Raw genomic sequence first — 21,517 nt, forward strand, 5'->3', positions numbered from 1 at the left:
AGATCTAATCTCCGTCTGCATCTGCAAAATCAATACTAATGCTCATTGCGCTTACCATATCTACTTTAAGAAGTGGTACAAGGCGTTGTACTTCATTATAAGACTCTAAAAATGTCGAAGGAGGATTTTGAGAAAGTTCGCTTTCAAAACTTCCCAATGCACTTACCGAAGCACGTGCAACATCAAATTGCGAGTTTATGATCTCATTTAGATCTACGCCGTCTTTTATTGCATTAAGTTCATCAAGATAAGATGATAAGCTTTCGCCTTGAGCATTTGTATTATATGCTTTTCCATTAAAGAAGTCTTGAGTTGCATCTAGACCTACTAAAAATAATTCTTTAGAAAGGTTGCCTGCATACAGTGCTTCTAGATTGCCAACTTCTACATTACCAGAAAATACGCCTCCAGGAATTCCCATTTTACCAGCACGTAAGAACTTCTCGTAATAGAATATGTAATCATTTACAAAACGATCTGTAGACGCCGTCGCCGAAGCTCCATCGTTTTCTATAAATGCAGCTCTGTAAGAACCTTGCCACTCGCTTAATACTGATACTGTAAGTTGCTTCATATCTGCAACTACATCATTAAGATATTGCTTGTAAGCAGCTCCTTCTGCTCCATTATAAACTGCAAGAATCGCAGTCTCGTCTGCTCCTAAACCGTATAATAAGTAATCAATTGCTGGAAAACCTTTGGCAGAGCGGTTAGATGATAGTCCAAAATCATAAGAACCATTATCAATGTTACTCTCTATGGTAGTAACATTTGCTGGGTAAATGTTTACGTTAAGACGTAGGTTAACCGTTTCGGCTGGGCCTATTTCAAAAATAGAAACTCGTTGCCATGTTGTATAAGCGTCTAACCATGCGGCACGCACTGCGGTTAGGTCACTAGCATCTGCAGTAAATGCTGCTGTTGCGCTTTCTAGTGTATTTACCTTTGCATTAAAGTCTACATAACCTGGCACAATAATATTATCTGCCCAATTAGTAAGCATCGCGCTACGATCAAAGTTACCTGTGTTTCCTGTTCCACTATCGTCTGTTGTAATGGTTGTATCATCACTACCACATGCATAAAAGAACAAAGCAATTGCTATAATTCCAAAAATCTTTTTCATAGTTAATTCTTCTTTTTTCCACCAAAAGGGAGCCAATGGGCTCCCTGTGAGTAGGTGTTATTTCTTATTAGCTTCCTGCTTGCTCTAATGTGAAGTCAAAACGATCTGTTATCGTAGTTGATATTAAATCAAGAGTTGCTGGTGTAACTTCCCAAAGTCCGTTACCAGCTGTTAGTTGGCTTACGATTCCTTGTACTTCTTCTCTAGATAAGTATGGTGCATCTGTATCAGGGTTACGTGTAAATTGTAAGCTATATACAAATCCAAAACCTTCTGATAGATCATGAAATGCAGTTCCAAAATTACCTGCCTCTATAGCATTTTTACCTTGTTGTAAGTAGTAAACTGCACGAATCCCTACTACCTCAGAGATTTTTGTTCTTAAGATTTCTGCTTGCTCATCTCTTAATTCGTAATCCTTTGCAACGATTGCTGCACGACCTAGTTTAAAAGCATCAAAAACATCTTGAGCAATACCTGCAAAGTCTTCATCTCCTTCTACACGACCTAAATATCTGTTTAAGAAGAAATCATCAGAACCTATAGTAGCATTTGCATTTGCTGGATCTGCACTGTTGCCAAAAAGGTAACCAAAAGCCTCATCCCACTTGTGCTCCATATCTGTGTATACTTTACCCTCTACAAGAACATCTGCATCATTATCTGCTATGTTTGTACCAGCGTCTAGTACGTTTGTACCTAAGTAATTGTTAAGCATTTGATCAACCATTAGTGCACCTATAAGACTCTTTGCAACAATTTGGTTATATTCCAAACCATTTGCTGCTACATAACGAGTGCTTTCTCCATCTGCTATTTGACCAGCAACACCTATAGAAGCTTGTGTATTTTGAGCTGGAAATACTTCGTTTATCTGTGTTGTGAAGTGTGACTCTATATATGCTTTGATTTCAGCAGAGGCTGCTGCATTTGTAGAAAAGTAATCTGTAGAAGCAGCTACTTTACTTTTTACACTCTTATCAGACGCATTTAAATCTGCATCCTCAAAAGGGTTATTCTCATTTGCAAACATGTCTGTTAATGATGCTATAGAAGCATTATCAAAATCACTCATCTCGCTCACAATTTCTTGTGCCATTGCGATGCGTGTTGTTTGTCCTGAGAAGCTTACAGTGCTTTCTCCATTTCTTTCAAAAGAATAAGTTGCTGGTGCAACTACTTCAATTTCTTGTTCGATTACTGGGCTATCGTCATCTTCACAAGATGTAAAGGCGATTGTCGTAATTGCTAGTGCTATTGGTAAGAAGTTTTTCATTTTTATTTAGACTTAATATAAATAGTAAATTTGTTTACGACGGCAAAAATAATAGTCATTTCTCGTTCTAGCAAGCTTATTTAGAATAAATAAGAATAAGAATGTGTTAAAATTAATTTTTGCTGTTTTTATTGCACAACCATCTCGCTCTGTATCTGGGCTCGAGCTTCTTTTGCCCAGTTTTCTAAAAGCTCTTTTTCTTCGTCAGATAAGTCTCCATGAAGCAGTGTATATGATTTTAGAGGCATTTCTCCCTCTTCAACTTCTTCTATGAGCTCATCTAGTTTATGGTCTTTTTTCTTGAGGGAATAGTTATTCCACTCTTCTACATCAAAATGTCTTTTACCATCTTCAATATGATCGTTTACCCAATAAGATAAAGGTGCAATATCTGCATACCAAGGATATGTAGTTACACCACTATGACAATCATAACAATTGTTGCTGAATATCGCTCTCACCTCTGCAGGCATATTAGTTTCTGTTTCAAATGCATCTATAGCGAGATAATTACCTTCTTGCTTATCTGGTCTAATAAATTGAATAACTACAAGCGCAATAAGTGCTATGATCAAAAAATATCGAAGAATCTTCATAATATGGTTGTTTGTATTATGCGGCAAAAATAATACGTAGTTGAAAAAGAGACAACCTTATCTTTAATTATTCTAAATAAGTTTAAGGATAATAAAGTTTACTTAACATACGCTTTCGCGAAAGCATAAAAAAAACCCCTTATCCATACAGATAAGAGGTTTCATATTTATTAAAGAAAACTATTAACGTCTTCTTGAGTTTTTGTTTCTACTATCAGAACTTTTACTTCCTCCAGCACTTTTCCCTCGTCCTCCACTGTTACCAGAGTTACGACGACCTTGCTGGTGTCTTGCTTTATTTTCGGCAGCTTCTTTTTTGATCTGCGCTAGCGTATCTGTTGGCTGAAAACCTTCTAATACTTCGCTATGTAGCTTTTCTCCTAATAGCTTTTCTATCCCTCTTACATAATCTACCTCATCCACTCCTACTAGTGATATTGCTTGACCACTTGCTCCTGCCCTACCAGTACGACCTATACGGTGTACATAATCTTCTGGCACATTAGGAAGCTCATAGTTAATCACATAAGGTAATAATGGGATATCAAGTCCACGAGCAGCAATGTCTGTTGCTACAAGTACGCGAACTTTTCCACTCTTAAAACCAGCAAGTGCTTTTACTCTTGCGTTTTGTGTTTTATTACCGTGTATTGCTGCAGATGAGATTCCGTCTTTCTCTAATTTTTGAGAAAGTCTGTTTGCACCGTGCTTAGTTCTTGTGAACACCAGCACTTGATCCCAGTTTCCTTCTCTTATAAATTTGATAAGCATTTCTGTTTTACGAGACTTATCTACTCTATACGATTTTTGATCTACTTTCTCTGCAGTAGTGTTTTCTGGTGTTGCTTCTACTAATACAGGATTAGTAAGAATGCTACTTGCAAACTTCTTAATATCTGTATTAAACGTTGCACTAAAAAGGAGGTTCTGCCTTTTCGCCGGAACCATTTTTAATACTTTCTTTATATCATGTATAAAGCCCATATCAAGCATACGGTCTGCTTCATCAAGTACTAAAAACTCTACATCAGAAAGGCTCAATAAACCTTGATTTTGTAAATCTAATAGTCTACCAGGAGTGGCAACTAGAATATCTACTCCTTGACGTAAGGTGCGTACTTGTGGGTTCTGGTTTACCCCACCAAAGATGACCATAGATTTTATATCTACGTACTTACTGTACTCTAATACATTCTCTTGTATTTGAGCAGCAAGCTCTCTTGTAGGTGTAAGCACTAGTGCTCTTATCTTACGGCGTCCTTGTTTTGGGTTATTTATAAGCCTATGGATCATAGGCAGTGTGAATCCTGCAGTTTTTCCTGTTCCGGTTTGTGCACTTGCAAGAACATCTTTGCCTTGAAGTACTACTGGAATTGCTTTTTGTTGAATAGGTGATGGCGTTGTATAGCCTTTTTCGCTCACAGCTTTGAGCAGGGCATCAGAGAGCCCTAAAGATTTAAATGACATATAAAGGTTTTGTGAAATGACCTAAATGTAGTCACTTCCTTAAAGCGCGAAGGTAGGGCTTATTTAATTAGTTACTCCGCTATTAGCAAAGTGTTGTGACTATATGCCTTCTTTACACAGAAGGATTTGACTGTCACTAGCCTTTCCAGAATTTTAAACGCTTTTTAAGTCGTTTCTTTTTATAAAAAGCTTTTTGAAATTTTTGTACTCCTGCTAGCATGGCATTAAATACTTTTTTCTCATTATCACCACTCTCTACAGCATAAGCACTAGCCATCACTGCAATATCCTCAGGACGTGGAGATAATCGCGCAAAGTTATTCATGCGAGTTTCAAAATCCATAGGGCCAAATTTCATCCTATTAAGATCGACCAAGTAAAAATCATAGCCTTTATCTGTGATAACAATGAGTGTATTACCTAGAGAGTGATCAAGAAAGTGTATTCCCTTTTTATGTAAACTATACGTAAACCTTGCAAAAGCACTTAGTATATCTTTATTCCCTATGTAAGGAGATGCTTCACATAGCTCTCTATACGTAAGATCATAGTTGAGATGATTACTCACATAAAAACTTTGCCCAAACAACACTCCTTCTTCTTCAAAATAAGCAATGGGTTGTGGTGTAAGAATACCGTTTTCTAAAAGTTTATGAGCATACTCAAAAGATCTTGCTGCTTTTGAGCTACGAAGATATCTATAAGCTAATCTATTAATAAGATTAGGCACCTTAAATGACTTCACATTAATCACCCTTCCTCCTACTTCAAAAAGCTTTAAAGAATTGCGCTTGCGCTCATCAAACTTCTTACCGGAAGTATCAAAATCTGTAATACATTGCTCGATTGCTTTTGTATCACCCTTAAAATTTTTAGAGAAAACTATGTTCACAGGTATGAGTTAGTTAAGATGGTAATTAATGTCGTTGCGTTAGAAATTCATAAGAAGTCGCTCTTACGATTACAGTCGCTTACTATAAAACATCAATACATTATATCCCGCAAATATATAAAATTGCTATCCTTCCCTTTACAAAGTGCCTTAGAGTATACTAATAAAAAAAGAATAGGTTATTTTTGCAGTTAAATTTATTTGATGAAACAAGAACACGACGCAGCACTAGCCGTTTTAAAAAGAGGTGGCCTTATTCTTTACCCTACAGATACTGTATGGGGAATAGGTTGTGATGCTACAAACCCAGATGCCGTAGATAAAGTATATGCACTTAAAAAGCGCGCAGAGAGTAAATCTCTTATCTGTCTTGTAAGTGATTTTAAAATGCTTAACCAGTATATTGAAAATATTCCTGAGGTAGCTTATGACATACTCAAATATGCTGCAAAACCTACTACAATCATCTATGATGATCCTATACGTATAGCGACTAATGTGATTGCACCAGATAACAGCACTGCCTTTAGAGTGTGTCGCAATCAGTTTTGTAACTTTTTACTTAAAAAGTTTAGAAAACCTATCGTTTCTACAAGCGCAAATATAACTGGAAAGCCTACCCCTCAAAGTTTTAGTGAGATTTCTCAAGAAATTATAGACGGTGTAGATTATGTAGTGAATTTAGATCGTGATCGCACATCAACTAAACCTAGCGCAATTATAAAACTTACAGAAGATGGTAAAGTAACCATCATTAGAGAATAATTCATTTAAGTACCTACTTTTAATTAAGTAAGCCTATCTCTATTTTTATAAAAATATGCTTGGCATGATCTCGCTTTCGCGAAAATGTGCCAAATCCACACCTTTACCTCTATTTAAATTCTAGTAATGAATCTAAAGAACGCACTCTCCCTTCCTATCTTTAACAATATTTCTAATGCCGCAGATGCACTCGAACTAGAAACCTACGTTATAGGTGGATTTGTACGCGATTACCTTTTAAAACGTAATAAAGAAGTAAAAGATATTGATGTTGTAGCTGTGGGTAGTGGTATTGCACTTGCTCGTAAAGTATCGCAAATTTTACCGAACAAGCCTAAAGTACAAGTATTTAAAACATACGGTACTGCTATGTTACGTTCTGGTAATATGGATATTGAGTTTGTAGGTGCCCGTAAAGAATCTTATGCTACAGAAAGTCGTAATCCCGTAGTAGAAGATGGCACACTAGAAGATGACCAAAACCGTCGTGACTTTACTATAAACGCACTAGCTATTAAACTTAATGATAACGGTTATGGCGATGTGATTGATCCCTTTAATGGAATAAGCGATCTTGAACGTAAGATTATAAGAACGCCCTTAGATCCAGATATCACATACAGTGACGATCCACTTCGTATGATGCGTGCAATCCGTTTTGCTTCACAGCTAGACTTCATGATTGAGCGCACGTCGCTTGAGTCTATCACTAAAAATGCAGAGCGCATTAAGATTATTACAAACGAGCGCATTGTAGATGAGCTTAATAAAATAATGTTGAGCCCTACTCCTTCTAAAGGTTTTTTACTGCTGGAAAAAACAGGACTACTCCCATATATCTTACCGGAGCTTATGGCGTTAAAAGGCATAGATGAGATTGAGGGGCAAAAGCATAAAGACAACTTTTACCACACCCTTGAAGTGGTAGATAACATCTCCGAACATACTGATGATCTCTGGTTACGCTGGGCTGCATTGTTACATGACATAGGTAAAGCGCCAACAAAGAAGTTTTCAAAAAAGGTGGGCTGGACCTTTCATGGGCACGAGTTTGTAGGCTCAAAAATGGTTTACAAATTATTTAAACGCCTGAAAATGCCATTAAATGACAAAATGAAATTTGTCCAAAAAATGGTACTTATGAGTTCGCGACCTATCGTTATCTCAGAAGATCATGTTACAGATAGCGCTGTACGAAGACTCATTTTTGACGCAGGAGATCATATTGAAGATCTCATGACACTATGTGAGGCAGACATCACTACCAAAAACCCAAAACGCTTTAAGAGATACCACAACAATTTTAAAGTAGTACGTGAGAAAATGAAAGAGGTTGAAGAGCGTGACCACGTGCGCAACTTTCAGCCGCCAGTTTCTGGAGAGGAAATCATGGAAGCTTTTAATCTTAAACCAGGTCGTGAGATAGGGATACTTAAGGAAGCAATTAAAGAAGCTATCTTAGAAGGTGAAATCCCTAACGAAAAGGAAGCTGCCATTGCTTTTATGATCAAAAAAGCAAAAGACATAAAACTCATTAAATAGAGAAGGTTTTCATTCAACTAAAAAGCCCTTAGCATATCGTAGATATACTAAGGGCTTTTTAATAACAGTTAGTTAAGTTTATCCTATTTCACACGTCTTGTGACTTCCATCACAGTATGGTGGATTCTTTGTCATCTTACAGTTACATAAGTATGCTGTCCCTGTCTTTTCTGCTTCAAAACGTAAGCTAGGCGTACTTTCTGCTGCTTTGTGTCCTCCGTCGCAAAAAGGTTGCTTCTCAGAGTGACCACAAGTGCACCATGAATATTTCTTTCCTTCTTCTAGCTCTACTGCTATTGGTGCAATACCTGCTACCTTTTTATTGTCTTCCATAATTTATTTGATAATCACCTCAAAGAGTGGTGATGATTTATATTTTTAATTTGTAGCGACTTCAACTGTCTCTTCGTTATCGCCTATTACTTCACTACTCTTCTGGAACATACCAATTGTATAGTCAAGTAACTCTTTATCTCCTCTACCACCATGTCCAGGAATCACTTGTAAGACATTTGGATAACGATTTTGTAAAGTAGTTACCGTGTTTGCCCACTCATCGAGATTTGCATCTGCAAGATTTCCTTTTGTTCCATCTAGCGGCTTGATCATACAACCACCTAATAAAATATCTGATGCTGGTATGTATGCAATAGAATTATCATCACTGTGAGCAGGTCCTAGATACTCCATTACAATAAAATTTTCGGCTATCTGTATGCTGTCTTTTTGTGAGAAAGGATTACTAATAGCTAGAGAATCTTTGGCTAGTAATGCTGCTGTTTTGGCAGAAGCGTAAGTGGGTATTTTTGCTTTCGCGAAAGCGTTAATACCACCAGCACCATCTATATGAGAGTGACTCACTTGCACCCCTTTTATAGTTGCCTTTAGGTCTTCTTGTACAAATGTGATAAGCTGTTCAGAAAGTGTATCGTTAAGAGGTGTGTCAAAAATAAAAGCTTCGCTTCCTTCTACTCGTATGTAACCATTGCAAGGAATATAACCACCATAACTATCTTTTAGGTAAGATACATGCACGTAGTCTTGCTCTGATAATTTTATGATCTCCAAGGATCTTACATATGGTTCTGGATCATACTTACTATTATCAAAACAGGAGTTTAATAGTAGTACGGCTAGACAGATCCCTAACATCTGTAGTAGTCGACACATTTCTTTACTTATTTACGTTTATTTCTTTTGTTGTAGTTCTTATCTCCCCTAGTCTTAGGTTTCTTATATTTTTGGGCTATTTCCCTTCTATAAGCACCACCTAAATTGACCTTAGAGTTCTTTTCACTTTTATCATGAAAAGCTGGCCCCGGAGCATCGTCATCATTTTTATTCCATCGATGCGGATTAAAAATTTCTTTTGCTTCTGGGCGTTCCTCTGGAGTAAGTTCCTTAGAAATCGCAACATCTTCTGGCAGCGGTTGAATAGCAACCTTTACTCCCATTAATGCTTCGATTTCTGCTAGATATTCATCCTCTTCTGGAGTACTTAACACAATAGAAACTCCTTCTTTTTGAGCACGACCTGTACGACCTATTCTGTGCAGGTAATTTTCTGGAAAACGTGGAGTGTTAATGTTGATTACATGTGTAATATCATCTATATCAAGACCACGTGCCATTACATCTGTAGCTACCATCATACGTACCTTCCCTTTTGCAAATGCATTGATACTATTGATACGGTAGTTTTGCGTTTTATTTGAGTGTATAAGATCTACATCACCCGGAAATGCTTCTTCTAATTTTAAATAAAGTCTGTCTGCCATGCGTTTATCACGCACAAATAATAGAGTTTTTGGGTACTTCTTTGAGAAAGCAAGTTCTTCTAAAAGGAAATTTACCTTTGTATAAAAGTTAGGCATTTTATAACCTATCTGCGTGATATTTTCTAGCGGTGTACCACTTTTTGCAACCCTAATAAATTGAGGTGTGCTAAAGAAATCTTTTATAAGTGCATCCACATCTTCTGTCATCGTTGCACTAAACATGATATGCTGGCGACGCTTAGGTAGAATATCAAAAATATTCATGAGCTGCGGTCTAAAACCTAGATCAAGCATCACATCTACCTCATCAATCACCACTTTCTGGATACTCTTGAGTTGTAATACTCTACTCACCGCAAGGTCATAAAGCCTTCCTGGAGTAGCAACCACAATATCTTGCCCTTGAGCAATAAGTGCTTTTTGAGTATTAATATTTGCTCCTCCATATACACCAGCCACGCGCACATCTATGTACGTTGTAAGCTTTTCTAACTCACTTACCACTTGCAGCACTAATTCTCTTGTAGGGACAAGGATAAGCACACGCGGATTCTCTTGGCGAGAATATGGTAGTGTTCTAAGTATAGGAAGTAAATACGCGTAGGTTTTACCCGTACCAGTTTGTGCAATCCCAACCACATCTCCACCAGACATAACTGGAGCGAGTGCATCCACCTGTATAGGAGTAGGTTGAGTGAATCCCATATCGTCTAGGGCATTCCACAAAAATTTATCGAGATTGAGGTCTTTAAAAGTCATAGCTATAAACGCGAAAATACCTCTTTTTTAAAGATTGACAGTACTTTAGAGCGTATTATCGCTTAAAAGTATATCATTTGTGGGTATTGCCTCTTTTTAGAATTTGGTCACGCAATAATAATCAGCAATCTTCTTTTGGGATAGAATTTTCAGAACTATACTAAGTCTCAATAATGAAACTATAACACATAAAAAAAGCACTCACGATGATGTGAGCGCTTTGGTGTATATACGCTTTCGCGAAAGCGAGATCTTATAAATCCCTCTTCTTAAGCAAGGCAAGACTCGCATAAATAAATATGAATATCCATAGAGATACAATGGCAATCTCGTGGAAATATACCGTGTAATCTGAAAGCACATCTGCCTGAATCTGATTTGCTGCAGACTGTACTACGTTTAATCTTGTAATAGGTTGTTCAATAAGATTACTCATAGACTCAAGCGGCAAAAACTGTGTTACATTACTGCGCAAGCCTTCCATGTCATACTTCTCTTGAAAGAACAAGCACACTAATTGTACTACGCCTTCAAAGAAATACCACATCAATAAAAATCCTAATGCAAAAGCCGAACGCTTTATTAATATTCCTAAAAAGAGACAGAATGAAAAGAATGCGACTAATTTGATAAAAAAGGCTAACAAGTACTCCATGTCAGAAAAAACGATAGATGCCTCTGTAAAATCTGAAAAAGCAAAGCCTAAAATCAAACTCAATACTGCTACAAATATGGTAGACACTGCCGAAAATACAACGACCGTAAGAAACTTAGAAAGTATAAACTCTTTCTTGCTTAATCCATCTATAAGGTTTTGCTTGAGTGTTCTGTTGCTATATTCATTTGCCGTCATGGAGACAATCACTACGGCAAGAAAAAATTTAAGTATAGCCGCAACATAGGTGTTAAAGTGCCAGATGTAAGGGAAATTAAATATACCCTGATCTGCCAAGCGGAATTCGGCTCCAAAAAGATTAAATTTTATAGAGGCAAGCAATGCAATTGCAGAAAGTAAAATGAAATAGCCAATTATGAGTACCCGAGACGTTTTACTGTGCTTGAGTTTATGATATTCTATGGTAAGTAGTCGTAACATCTGGTTGGTTAGTTTTTAGTTAATTCAAGGAATTGCTCTTCAAGGCTTTCTTTACGCTTCACTAAGTGCGTAAGTACAATACCTTGCTGGTGTAGTTGGGTATTTAACGTTTTCGCGTCAAGCGGATTTGTTAAAAATCCCGTGAGAAGATCATCTTTTATACTTACTTCTCCAAAGTCTGAATGACTCTCTAAATACGTTTTTAATAATGCAAGATTATCTGAACGTAGCTCAAAAAATCCGTGACTTGCATTCATGGCATCTACACGTCCAGCATATAGTTTTACTCCTTTACGTAAGATCACGACATGCGTACATACTTTTTCTACCTCGTCTAGTAAGTGAGAAGCTAAGAGAATGGTAGTTCCCCCTGCTGCAATGTTTTTTATAATCTCTCTTATCTGGTGTATTCCCTGAGGATCTAAACCATTGGTAGGTTCGTCAAGAATTAAAATCTCTGGATCATTAAGCAATGCAGAGGCTATTGCAAGACGCTGTTTCATACCTAAAGAATACGTGCTAAACTTGCTGTGCATGCGATCTAGTAGACCTACGATAGTAAGCTTTTCTTGTATCTTATCTGGTGAGACATCCTTAATCTTACAAACTAGAGCAAGATTTTGTGCCGCTGTCATATAAGGGTAAAAATTAGGCCGCTCTATAATTGCTCCTACTTTCTTTAAAGCATTGTGTGTAGTATCTGTCCCGTCAAACCAGTGGAAGGTTCCTGCGGTAGGATTCACTACATTGAGCACCATCCCTAAGGTGGTAGATTTACCACTACCATTAGGTCCTAGAATTCCGTACACATTTCCTTTTTCTATCGTAAACGAGAGATCATTTACGGCCTTCACATGGCCGTAATGCTTCGTAAGATTGTTAATCGTTAATATAGTTTCCAATATCTCGGTTGTTTTTTGATTGCTAGTGTTTACAAGACGTTTGTCTCTACTATTTGTTACAAGCCTTTAGTATCTTTACATAAAATACACCCCAATGGAAAGTAAACTGATGTCTAAAAAGAAACCCTCATTTCCTGTAAATGAGAAGCTTCTTTCATACCTCAAAACATACGCAAGAACTTCTGAGGTGACAATATCTTATGAAGACTTACTTAGATTTTCTGGCGGTGTTAGCGTGTATGACAATGATGATAATGACACCTTATGGATGCGAGTTTACTATCCAGAATTTGAGCAAGATGAAATAGAATATAACCTCAAACGTATTTATACCCAGCTGCACTCTGATGGTAATGAAAATATTTTTGATTATTTAAAAATAGGCGGTATCGACTTTTGCACTTTTGGAAACTCAAAACCATTCCGCATTAAGGTGCTTAATATATATAACAATAATTACGTCTATTTTTATGTAAAGCAAGCAGATGCAAGTAGAGTGTATGGATTAGAACTCGAGCATATATTATCTCCTAACCGAATTAGTTTTCTAGTTTTTGAAAATACACTTATAGAAGAACACATATCTGGTATTCCTGGTGATGATTTTATCAAAGATCACATGGAAACCTGTGATGATCTAGGTCTGACTCAAATCGCAAAAGAGTTTGTAAAGTTCAATGAACGCTGCATGATCACACTGTTAGGTGATATGAGAGCTTATAATTTTGTAATTGTGCCAACACACGATTTTGATACAGTTCGTTACAAAATACGCGCAATAGATTTTGACCAGCAGTGTTACGAAGGTAACTTTAAAGTATACCAACCAGCAATTTTTAAAGAAAATATAAAGCTTGTGCGGCTAGTTGCAAAACGCCTAGATAACCGCTCAATAGAACAATATCGCAATGAAGAGAGAGCACTTCTTGCAAGAAGAATAATTAATGGAAAAAAGCGCCTTACACGCTTACTTCGTGTAATGGCCACCGATAATATCTCTCCTCGTGAAAATGTTAAACAATTACGAGCAGATATTTATGACTTTACAAACGATATGAAATTTAGACGTGCGGCAAATATGGGTGCAGTGTTGCGAGCCGCACTAGAATTTGTAAAACGTAACTATGAAGACATCAGTTTAAAGAGGCTAATAAAAGATATATAACGCTTCATAAAATAGTAGTATAAAAAAAGCGTAGCACTGTGTGCTACGCTTTTCTTGTATAAGAAGTAGTTCTTACTATTTCTGTTCTTTATTAAAATACACTAAGTAATAGTACATCTGTTTTTCCTCATCCCATCCTTTTTCAACAAACTTCTCTGCGCTTTCTCCATTGATAAAATCTAGTTTTATCTGGATATTAGTATCAAGATTAATAACACTCTTGATCTTCTTACGCTGTGCTGTTACCGCTTTGTTGCTTATAGAAAAATCGGTAAGATCCTCTATTTTATATTTTGGAGATTGTTCTGCTTTGTAATTACGAAATTCAGGTATCAAATCTGGATTTTCGATCACCTCATTCATAAAAGCAGACTCGTCAAAGGTATCGTTCTTTGCAAAGTGATTTACCGCACGGTTCATAAAAAGAACTTCTTCCTTCTTATCCTCAGCAGGCAATACCACGTCTTTTGCAAAGTCTTGACAGAACTTCAAGTACTTTTTAGTGTAGAAAGTCTCGTCTTCAAAAATCTCTACGCCTAGAAAATTTTCTAGCCAGTACTTCGTATCATAGCGGTTAGAATCTATAGAGAGCACTTTATAACCTTCTTCTTCTTTATGGTTAAAAATCAAACACCCTTTGTCTAGTTTATTAAGATTAATCCCTTGCTCAAGAATCATCTGTAGGTTTGTCCCGCTTTCGCGAAACTGTAAGAAATCCTGTTTAAGTTCGCTCTTAAAGATTCCTATTGCATCTGTTTTAATATTATCAATCTGCACACCATCTAAGTGTACGATGTATAATTCTCCTGGCTTGATATGCGGGTGATCACTTTGTGCATAAAGATGCTTTGCGATATCTTCAGAAAGTAAGTGTGTACCACTTGGATTATCAAAGATTTTCTTAGCTAGACTAAAAAGCGTGTTAAACTCTATATCTTGCTCATGGAAGAATTTATAATAATTCTCCTCTTTCTCACGAAAAGGCTTAAAGAAAAACTCCTTAATAAGTGGTGTAAGTTCGTCACTTAATGGATATGGATCTTGAGATACAAAAAGCCCTTCTGCTTTACCTTTATTTCCAATACGGTGAATGGAAAGTGATTCTATCTGGGCACTGTATAAGTTTATCATTTGTAGGTATAGGTTGTTAATTATGAGCTTGCAATAGCAGGCTCAAGGTACTACGTAAAATTTAAAGCAAACTAGTTCCAGTTTTCATCAAAACTAAGATCGTCAAAATCGTCAATGTTATAGTCATCATTAAACTCATCTTCATCGTCGTCGTCTGCTCCTAGCTCCTGATCTTCCATTTCAAACTCTGGTGCTTGATCTGGCACTTGCCCTTGCACAAACATCAGGTTAGGATACGTCATGCCATCTTCTGGCTCTGTAATTTCAGCCAGTTCTACTAGAAAACGCCACATATTTAAAAAGTCATACACATAGATAAGACGCGTCTGATGTTCTCCTAAAAGACCATCTAGTGATGTCTCATTCATAATACGTAGCTGGCTCTCACCTTCTCCCATATCAAATTGTGCAAACTCCTCCCCTTGCATCCATGTATCATCGCTTAAGTAAAAAGCGGCAACCTCTGCTCCATCAAATCCAAATGACTGATTTATAGCATTATGTAAATCTTCTAAAGTATCTGTTGCTTCAATTTCAAGATCGCGAAAAACGTCTTCTTCTGTGTCTAGAATTGCTCTAAAACGGTAAATCATTGTAAAAATTTTAAGATGGTAAAGATACTTGGTTTTGTGTTATCTCATGGGAGAGACTGCTACCCTTTTTGGGAAACTTTCTAACAATACGTAGAATTGTGCGCCAAATAATAATGACGATATCACTAAGTGTAAAGGTTGTGTGCCAAATGGGAAATCTATATAATACATAGCAATCCCGGTTACTACCTCCAGCCCTATAAAAATAAGCACCCAGTTGAGCAACTTAGTATGACCTAAGACTAAACTTCTGTTACGCCAGAAAATATAAAGATTGAGGAGCGTGACAAGTATAGAAAAAGATCTATGCACATAAAACCATATGGTCGCAGGGTTAAGCCATAATTCTTTTGCTTCATAGCCTACTTCAGCAACGCGCTCGTCTACATATTGACGCACTTGGGTTCCTAGTGCTATTTGGATAAGTGTTAATAGACTAGCAATAATTATTAAGTTTTTAAAACGTGGGTCATAGGTACGCTTTCGCGAAAGCGTATCCTGCAAACCTTCCTTTATCTGAGATTTCCACCATAAGAATAACAATAAGGCTACAATAAATAACGCCGCTATCATGTGAATGGTAATCTTCACGGGAAGTAAATTTGAGTCCACAACTTGCTTACCAAGCCATGCTTGAAAAAGCATGAGTGGCATCACCATAAACGTGGCAAAAATGAGCCATTTATTACCCTTCCAGTACCAGAAAGCTAGAATAACCATAAGTAAAATAGGGATTCCTGCTAGTGCAGTCACGAGTCTATTTATATACTCTATCCACGTATGCCATACATTAAAACTAGCATAATCATGTTTATCATAGGTTTCCCAGTTGGCTTCGTTATATGAATCTCCAGAAGTAAAATCTGTAGGAGCAATACGTAATGATTCTTCCAGTATGATTACTTGTCCATCTTCATACAGATGGTTAGGCTCCCATCGTAGCTCGCTCTCCTCCGTAGGCGGCACTAGGTACCCAAAACACTGCGGCCAGTCTGGACATCCCATACCACTTCCCGTCATACGCACCACCGCTCCTGCAATAATAATTAAGTATAAAAATATAATGGATATTTTAAGAAGGCGTCTGTACCACATAAATGCTCTTTTTAAGAGGTGCAAAAATACAAAACGACCTTATTTTAAATCTCGTTTGGTGTTCAAAATACTTGAAAATTGGGGACAGTCAACCTTAGTGCATAAGGTGTTGATAACGTTGAAAGTAAAACTCTATTAGATGCGGTCTAGTGTGGTATATTTAGGTAATAAATTAAATTACAAAAATCAGACTCAATAGAAATACTTAGAGCAACTGGGAGTGGCACTTGCTTTTCGTACTAGTCTGACATAACTCATTAAAAAAGTCAACCTTGCTTAGAACAAACAGACCATATAAAAATATCACCGACTTAAATTCAGAAATGAAAAATGTAAGCGATGGATTCCAATCAATTAGTAATAACATGATTGCTATTGGAATGGATTACAAATATTATTTAGATTCTAGTTATACGAATAATAAAATCTATGAATTTAGAGACAATATTCTTTACCGATTGGGAGCTATTAGGCTACATATAAATATCGTTGTAAATCTACTTAGTTCATTAGACAAAGAATTATCAGATATATTTAAAGAAGAAAATAGTCAAACATCCTTACATCTTCATTTTCAAAATAGAAAGTCTGATATTTCAGCTTTGTTTGACAGCATTATTTTTCATATCATTTCGGCCTTTGATTATGTGAGTAATTTGGTAGCCTTTCTAAGCCTGAAAAACCACAAAAAACTTAAATGGAATGAACTTGCACAATCAGTTCGAGATCCTAAAAATGAATTATACGAATCTACTTTCAGCAAACTTATTGACAATCTTGACCGTATATTTGTTGGAAGACTCTATAAATACAGGTCTGATGTAATTCATTCAGGAAAAGACGGAGAAAAATCATCTTTATCTATTAAATTGATAAACGGAAAAGTAGAGACAACCATTTTGGCATCTAGTAAATTCAATAAAAACTTTAGTGAATTAAAAAAGTTAAATAGAGAGTATGATCTATCGATATCTTATATTCTATTTTGGCTTTTAGAACAAACTATTGAATCAATTATTGACATTCAATTTGGTTTAAAAGAGTTTATGGAAAAGAATAAAAGAAATGACCAACCACTTATGTTCATGAAAGGACCAAATAATGAAATGCTGCCTGTTTCGACAAACTATTGGAGTGAAAACAACTATAATTAACAAAGAAATGAGTTAAAAAAAAAGCTTACGTAAGAGACACATAAGCCAGATTAAAAATCAAGTCAATATTTACTCATTGTTTATTTTTCAATTTTCGCGAAAGCGTAATAATCACAAAAAAAACCTGCTATCACTAGCAGGTTTTTTGTACTCTATAATATGTTATTATGATTATACGTGTAAAGCTCTGTCTTCCGTAGCAGCTAGTGCTGCTTCTTTTACAGCTTCTGCATATGTAGGGTGTGCGTGGCTCATGCGTGCAATATCTTCTGCACTTGCACGGAATTCCATTGCAGTTACTGCCTCAGCAATAAGATCTGCTACACGAGCTCCTACCATGTGTACTCCTAGTACCTCATCTGTAGTTTTATCTGCAAGGATTTTTACAAATCCATCGGTATCACCACTTGCGCGGCTACGTCCTAGTGCGCGCATAGGGAACTGTCCAGACTTGTAGGCTACTCCAGCTTCTTTAAGTTGCTCCTCAGTTTTACCTACAGAGGCAACTTCTGGCCATGTGTATACAACACCTGGAATTAAGTTATAATCAATATGAGGTTTTTGACCTGCCATGATTTCGGCAACGAGTGTTCCTTCTTCCTCTGCTTTGTGAGCAAGCATTGCTCCTTTAATCACGTCACCTATTGCATAAATGTTTGACACATTAGTCTGCAAGTGCTCGTTTACCTCAACTTTTCCTCTCTCATCTGTCTTAATACCTACAGCATCAAGATTAAGACCATCTGTATAAGCATGACGTCCTACGGCTACAAGCACGTAGTCTGCCTTAAACTCAACTTCTTGACCTTTCTTATCTGTCGCTTTTACAGTTACCTCATCTCCATTTCTCTCTACGGCAGTAACTCCGTGAGAAAGTGCAAATTTCATTTTTTGCTTCTTGAAGACCTTAAGTAATTCTTTACTTTGCGCGCTATCCATTGTTGGGATAATGCGATCCATATACTCTACTACGGTTACCTCTGCACCTAGACGCTTGTACACTTGACCAAGCTCAAGACCTATTACTCCTCCACCTATTACAACTAAGTGCTTAGGTACTTCTGGAAGTTTTAACGCCTCTGTAGAAGTAATGATACGCTCTTTATCTAATGTGATAAAAGGTAATGTACTAGGCTTAGAACCAGTGGCAATAATGGTATTTTTTGCCTCAATAGTTTCGTTCTTTTCACCAGCAATATTGATGTGCGTAGCATCTTTAAAAGATCCTACACCTTGATAAACGTCTATGTTATTTTTACCCATCAAGAACTCGATACCCTTTGTAGTGGTATCTACAACGCCTTGCTTACGCGAGATCATTTTCTCAAGATTAAGGCTTACTTCGCCAACATCTATTCCGTGATCTTCAAAATGTTTTATGGCGTCTTCGTAGTGGTGAGAAGAGTCTAAAAGTGCCTTAGAAGGAATACAACCTACGTTTAAGCAAGTTCCTCCTAGTGTACTATATTTTTCTATAATTGCAGTTTTCATTCCTAGTTGTGCACAGCGTATTGCTGCAACATATCCTCCAGGACCAGAGCCTATAACGGCTACATCGTATGAACTCATAATTTATTTTTAAAAGTTATTCAAAGATACAAATATGAGCAGTAGTTTAAAACATAAACAAGACTCCTTTTTTGTATAAAATCATCATAATGTCCAGTACTAATTTTCCATAAAAAAGCCCTCTAGTGAGGGCTTTAAAATTTTCGCGAAAGCGAAAAAGTACAACTTACATTGCTCCCCATTCTTTAAGAGAGTCCATGTTCATTTTTACATAATCTTGATTCTTTGCTTCCTTTGCTCCTTCTAGAGATGCTTGTGCAGCTTTGATAGCGCCTTTCTTGTTACCTACTTTTGCAAGTAATAAAGATTGCTGGCGTAGTTGCCAGAATTTAGGATCTTTATTCATCGCCATTGCTTTCTCCATGTAGGTGTTTGCTTTTTCTAGAGATTGCCCAGTGCTAGAAAGATATACTGCTGCTGCATAATAATCGCCCATTGCTGGTCCAGCCATAATCTTATCAATTTGCGCCATTACAGTCTCGTTTGCTGGTACGTTAAAAGGTACTGCAACATACGTTTTATCCCACTGCATAGTTAAGTGTGCACCATCATTATTAATATGGTTGATTCCCATAGTAAATGACTCTGCTGCCATATTTGTAGTCTGTACTTTTGCTGTAACAGTCGCTGCTACTTTACTATCATCCCAAGTTGCTGGAGTCCCCCAGTTGCTTGTATCTGTATAAAAATATACTTCCCACGCATCTTGCATAGGCTTTGTGTACACTGCATAAGAACCTGCTTTAAGTTCCTTTCCTCCTACGGTTACTGGAGTAGAAAAACTTACCGTAGTATTTGCATTTGCTCCCGTACGCCACATTGCACCATAAGGCACTAGATCTCCCATAATGGTACGTCCTTTCATTGCTGGGCGTGAGTATTCTAATGTAACATCTGTAAGACCTACTACTTGCATCACTTTGGCCGCTGGGCTAGGTGCTGGTGTGTCAATTTGTGCAGTAACGCCCGCAGTCATAAGACCTAAGAAAGCTACAAAAAGTAATTTTTTCATTGTTGTTGTTTTTTTAGTTAATGTGATTTTTAACGCTTTCGCGAAAAAGTCCCTCACAAAAATAAGGCGTTCTAAAGGGGCAAGTGTTAACAAAATCTTAATATCAGCGCATTCTCTTAAATGGCTTAAGACCGTTTCTTTCCATAATATGTATTTAGTGTGTGCCGCTACTCTTGATGCTTCTGTCTGCTTTACTCTTTAAATAAGGTACTCTCATAATAATGAGTCGAAATGGTCTACTATTTTAATTTAATTTTTGTTTAACCTTTGGTCGCTTGTTATTAAACATTTTGATTGTATTTTTAAACTCTCAATGAAGCGACTATGAAAATCTATCAAATACATACCAAGCAAAATGTTCCCATCTCTGTGGAGGAAGCTTGGAATTTCTTATCAAATGCCCGTAACCTAGGTAATATCACGCCATCATATATGAACTTCAACATTCTATCTGGTGCCGATAGACCAGTATATGCGGGGCAGCTTATACAATATACGGTGACTCCTATTTCTAATATTAAAATGAAATGGGTAACAGAGATTATAAGTGTAAAGGAGGGAGAATACTTTGTAGATGAGCAAAAATATGGTCCATATGCATTATGGCACCACAAACACTTTATCAAGGCAATTCCTGGTGGCGTAGAGATGGAAGATATTGTAGACTATGTAGTACCCGCAGGTTTCTTGGGTAGACTTGCGCATCCCTATCTAGTGCAACCTAAGCTCGATGAGATTTTTGAATATAGAAAGAAAGCACTTGAAGAAAAATTTGGAGTTTATAAAGCTCCCACAGAAACAACAACAACTTTAAAACAAGATATAATCGCATAACTGCATCATCACAATAACATATAACACTATGGGCAAAAACATACTTTTAATAGGAGGAAGTCACGGAATTGGATTTGAAATCGCTAGTACGTTACATCACGACCATACGGTCTATGTAGCATCGCGTACTAATGAAAATTTAGGGAATCTTGATGTAAACTATATCGAGTACGACACAGAAAAAGATGAACTAGATTTAAGCCAACTGCCAGAGCACATAGACGGTTTTGTATTCTGTCCTGGGACTATTAACCTTAAGCCTTTTAAAATGCTAAGCGTAGATACCTTTAGAGACGACATGGAACTCAACTTTTTGAGCATGATTAAAGTAGTGCACCAGATTATGGAGCACTTAAAAAAATCGGAGCAAGCGAGTTTAGTCTTCTTTAGTACTGTAGCGGTTAAGGTTGGTATGCCTTTTCACACCAGTGTAGCTGCGGCAAAAGGCGCTATCGAAGGTTTTGCAAAAGCACTAGCAGCCGAGTATGCTCCTAAGCTTAGAGTAAATGTAATCGCACCATCACTTACAGATACTCCTCTTGCCAAGAGATTATTAAGTAATGACAAGAAAAAAGAAATGATGGATGCTCGTCACCCTCTTAAACGCGTAGGGACTAGCCAAGACATTGCAAACATCGCAACCTTTTTATTAAGTGATGAGAGCTCTTGGATCACTGGGCAAGTGATTGGTGTAGACGGAGGAATGAGTACGCTTAACGTAAATTAAACCCCTACAATTATTAATTATGGGTGGTACGCTTTCGC

At 37.0% G+C, this 21,517-nt stretch carries 21 protein-coding genes; 6 read left to right on the plus strand and 15 right to left on the minus strand.

Annotation, left to right across the window (positions count from 1 at the left end):
* Positions 1-4: 4 nt before the first annotated feature.
* From KRODI_RS14825 to KRODI_RS14845, 5 genes are all read right to left on the minus strand, one after another.
* Positions 5-1,126: an imelysin family protein gene (locus tag KRODI_RS14825; RefSeq protein ID WP_013752441.1), complete on the minus strand. Its 1,122-nt coding sequence runs from the start codon at positions 1,124-1,126 to the stop codon at positions 5-7.
* Between the two features lie 67 nt (positions 1,127-1,193).
* A complete protein-coding gene (locus KRODI_RS14830; protein WP_013752442.1) occupies positions 1,194-2,402 on the minus strand; it encodes a DUF4856 domain-containing protein in 1,209 nt (402 codons plus the stop codon).
* Positions 2,403-2,530: 128 nt separating this feature from the next.
* A complete protein-coding gene (locus KRODI_RS14835) occupies positions 2,531-2,998 on the minus strand; it encodes a heme-binding domain-containing protein (RefSeq protein WP_013752443.1) in 468 nt (155 codons plus the stop codon).
* 183 nt (positions 2,999-3,181) lie between these two features.
* Positions 3,182-4,465: a DEAD/DEAH box helicase gene (locus tag KRODI_RS14840; RefSeq protein WP_013752444.1), complete on the minus strand. Its 1,284-nt coding sequence runs from the start codon at positions 4,463-4,465 to the stop codon at positions 3,182-3,184.
* Between the two features lie 136 nt (positions 4,466-4,601).
* Positions 4,602-5,357, minus strand: coding sequence for a hypothetical protein (locus tag KRODI_RS14845; RefSeq protein ID WP_013752445.1), 756 nt, complete (start codon positions 5,355-5,357; stop codon positions 4,602-4,604).
* 204 nt (positions 5,358-5,561) lie between these two features.
* Between KRODI_RS14845 and KRODI_RS14850 the strand changes: the two genes are divergently transcribed.
* Positions 5,562-6,122, plus strand: coding sequence for an L-threonylcarbamoyladenylate synthase (locus KRODI_RS14850; RefSeq protein ID WP_013752446.1), 561 nt, complete (start codon positions 5,562-5,564; stop codon positions 6,120-6,122).
* A 126-nt stretch (positions 6,123-6,248) separates the two neighbouring features.
* Entirely contained in the window at positions 6,249-7,664 is a 1,416-nt protein-coding gene (locus tag KRODI_RS14855; protein WP_013752447.1) for a CCA tRNA nucleotidyltransferase, read from the plus strand.
* Between the two features lie 78 nt (positions 7,665-7,742).
* On the opposite strand, the gene KRODI_RS14860 is transcribed toward KRODI_RS14855, so the two are convergent.
* The 5 genes from KRODI_RS14860 to KRODI_RS14880 all read right to left on the minus strand — a co-directional run bounded on the left by KRODI_RS14860 (position 7,743) and on the right by KRODI_RS14880 (position 12,199).
* A complete protein-coding gene (locus KRODI_RS14860; RefSeq protein ID WP_013752448.1) occupies positions 7,743-7,997 on the minus strand; it encodes a CDGSH iron-sulfur domain-containing protein in 255 nt (84 codons plus the stop codon).
* 45 nt (positions 7,998-8,042) lie between these two features.
* On the minus strand, positions 8,043-8,834 hold the full coding sequence (gene bla / locus KRODI_RS14865; protein ID WP_013752449.1) for a subclass B1 metallo-beta-lactamase: 792 nt from the start codon (positions 8,832-8,834) through the stop codon (positions 8,043-8,045).
* Positions 8,835-8,842: 8 nt separating this feature from the next.
* Positions 8,843-10,201 carry a DEAD/DEAH box helicase gene (locus KRODI_RS14870; RefSeq protein ID WP_013752450.1) on the minus strand — a complete coding sequence of 453 codons (1,359 nt, stop codon included), beginning with the start codon at positions 10,199-10,201 and terminating at the stop codon, positions 8,843-8,845.
* A gap of 253 nt (positions 10,202-10,454) precedes the next feature.
* Positions 10,455-11,297 (minus strand): ABC transporter permease, encoded by an 843-nt coding sequence (locus KRODI_RS14875; protein WP_013752451.1) that lies wholly within the window; start codon positions 11,295-11,297, stop codon positions 10,455-10,457.
* Between the two features lie 8 nt (positions 11,298-11,305).
* Positions 11,306-12,199 (minus strand): ABC transporter ATP-binding protein, encoded by an 894-nt coding sequence (locus KRODI_RS14880; RefSeq protein WP_013752452.1) that lies wholly within the window; start codon positions 12,197-12,199, stop codon positions 11,306-11,308.
* Between the two features lie 94 nt (positions 12,200-12,293).
* On the opposite strand from KRODI_RS14880, the gene KRODI_RS14885 reads away from it, so the two are divergent.
* Positions 12,294-13,364: a hypothetical protein gene (locus KRODI_RS14885; protein WP_013752453.1), complete on the plus strand. Its 1,071-nt coding sequence runs from the start codon at positions 12,294-12,296 to the stop codon at positions 13,362-13,364.
* A gap of 75 nt (positions 13,365-13,439) precedes the next feature.
* Here the strand turns inward: KRODI_RS14885 and KRODI_RS14890 are convergent, their stop codons facing one another.
* From KRODI_RS14890 to KRODI_RS14900, 3 genes are all read right to left on the minus strand, one after another.
* Positions 13,440-14,495: a nucleoid-associated protein gene (locus KRODI_RS14890; protein ID WP_013752454.1), complete on the minus strand. Its 1,056-nt coding sequence runs from the start codon at positions 14,493-14,495 to the stop codon at positions 13,440-13,442.
* A 71-nt stretch (positions 14,496-14,566) separates the two neighbouring features.
* Positions 14,567-15,088, minus strand: coding sequence for an IS1096 element passenger TnpR family protein (locus KRODI_RS14895; protein ID WP_013752455.1), 522 nt, complete (start codon positions 15,086-15,088; stop codon positions 14,567-14,569).
* Positions 15,089-15,127: 39 nt separating this feature from the next.
* Entirely contained in the window at positions 15,128-16,183 is a 1,056-nt protein-coding gene (locus tag KRODI_RS14900; protein ID WP_013752456.1) for a COX15/CtaA family protein, read from the minus strand.
* Positions 16,184-16,455: 272 nt separating this feature from the next.
* Here KRODI_RS14900 and KRODI_RS14905 point away from each other — a divergent pair, with 272 nt between their 5' ends.
* A complete protein-coding gene (locus KRODI_RS14905) occupies positions 16,456-17,337 on the plus strand; it encodes a hypothetical protein (RefSeq protein WP_013752457.1) in 882 nt (293 codons plus the stop codon).
* Between the two features lie 171 nt (positions 17,338-17,508).
* On the opposite strand, the gene lpdA is transcribed toward KRODI_RS14905, so the two are convergent.
* Together lpdA and KRODI_RS14915 are read right to left on the minus strand one after the other, a co-directional pair.
* Complete coding sequence (gene lpdA / locus KRODI_RS14910; protein ID WP_013752458.1) at positions 17,509-18,906, minus strand: dihydrolipoyl dehydrogenase; 1,398 nt, start codon at positions 18,904-18,906, stop codon at positions 17,509-17,511.
* Positions 18,907-19,072: 166 nt separating this feature from the next.
* The gene (locus tag KRODI_RS14915) at positions 19,073-19,918 is read right to left on the minus strand and encodes a DUF2911 domain-containing protein (RefSeq protein ID WP_013752459.1); all 846 of its coding nucleotides are present in this window, start codon (positions 19,916-19,918) and stop codon (positions 19,073-19,075) included.
* Between the two features lie 324 nt (positions 19,919-20,242).
* On the opposite strand from KRODI_RS14915, the gene KRODI_RS14920 reads away from it, so the two are divergent.
* Complete coding sequence (locus KRODI_RS14920; protein WP_013752460.1) at positions 20,243-20,752, plus strand: SRPBCC family protein; 510 nt, start codon at positions 20,243-20,245, stop codon at positions 20,750-20,752.
* Positions 20,753-20,780: 28 nt separating this feature from the next.
* The gene (locus tag KRODI_RS14925; protein ID WP_013752461.1) at positions 20,781-21,479 is read left to right on the plus strand and encodes an SDR family NAD(P)-dependent oxidoreductase; all 699 of its coding nucleotides are present in this window, start codon (positions 20,781-20,783) and stop codon (positions 21,477-21,479) included.
* Positions 21,480-21,517: the final 38 nt, after the last annotated feature.

It is taken from the genome of Dokdonia sp. 4H-3-7-5 (assembly GCF_000212355.1).
Taxonomy (GTDB): Bacteria; Bacteroidota; Bacteroidia; order Flavobacteriales; family Flavobacteriaceae; genus Dokdonia.

Bases quoted from the DNA above. Each gene is read 5' to 3' on its own strand.
- KRODI_RS14825 (WP_013752441.1), bottom strand. From the start codon at position 1,126: ATGAAAAAGATTTTTGGAATTATAGCAATTGCTTTGTTCTTTTATGCA.
- KRODI_RS14830 (WP_013752442.1), bottom strand. From the start codon at position 2,402: ATGAAAAACTTCTTACCAATAGCACTAGCAATTACGACAATCGCCTTT.
- KRODI_RS14835 (WP_013752443.1), bottom strand. From the start codon at position 2,998: ATGAAGATTCTTCGATATTTTTTGATCATAGCACTTATTGCGCTTGTA.
- KRODI_RS14840 (WP_013752444.1), bottom strand. From the start codon at position 4,465: ATGTCATTTAAATCTTTAGGGCTCTCTGATGCCCTGCTCAAAGCTGTG.
- KRODI_RS14850 (WP_013752446.1), top strand. From the start codon at position 5,562: ATGAAACAAGAACACGACGCAGCACTAGCCGTTTTAAAAAGAGGTGGC.
- KRODI_RS14855 (WP_013752447.1), top strand. From the start codon at position 6,249: ATGAATCTAAAGAACGCACTCTCCCTTCCTATCTTTAACAATATTTCT.
- KRODI_RS14860 (WP_013752448.1), bottom strand. From the start codon at position 7,997: ATGGAAGACAATAAAAAGGTAGCAGGTATTGCACCAATAGCAGTAGAG.
- bla (WP_013752449.1), bottom strand. From the start codon at position 8,834: ATGTGTCGACTACTACAGATGTTAGGGATCTGTCTAGCCGTACTACTA.
- KRODI_RS14870 (WP_013752450.1), bottom strand. From the start codon at position 10,201: ATGACTTTTAAAGACCTCAATCTCGATAAATTTTTGTGGAATGCCCTA.
- KRODI_RS14875 (WP_013752451.1), bottom strand. From the start codon at position 11,297: ATGTTACGACTACTTACCATAGAATATCATAAACTCAAGCACAGTAAA.
- KRODI_RS14885 (WP_013752453.1), top strand. From the start codon at position 12,294: ATGGAAAGTAAACTGATGTCTAAAAAGAAACCCTCATTTCCTGTAAAT.
- KRODI_RS14890 (WP_013752454.1), bottom strand. From the start codon at position 14,495: ATGATAAACTTATACAGTGCCCAGATAGAATCACTTTCCATTCACCGT.
- KRODI_RS14895 (WP_013752455.1), bottom strand. From the start codon at position 15,088: ATGATTTACCGTTTTAGAGCAATTCTAGACACAGAAGAAGACGTTTTT.
- KRODI_RS14900 (WP_013752456.1), bottom strand. From the start codon at position 16,183: ATGTGGTACAGACGCCTTCTTAAAATATCCATTATATTTTTATACTTA.
- lpdA (WP_013752458.1), bottom strand. From the start codon at position 18,906: ATGAGTTCATACGATGTAGCCGTTATAGGCTCTGGTCCTGGAGGATAT.
- KRODI_RS14915 (WP_013752459.1), bottom strand. From the start codon at position 19,918: ATGAAAAAATTACTTTTTGTAGCTTTCTTAGGTCTTATGACTGCGGGC.
- KRODI_RS14920 (WP_013752460.1), top strand. From the start codon at position 20,243: ATGAAAATCTATCAAATACATACCAAGCAAAATGTTCCCATCTCTGTG.
- KRODI_RS14925 (WP_013752461.1), top strand. From the start codon at position 20,781: ATGGGCAAAAACATACTTTTAATAGGAGGAAGTCACGGAATTGGATTT.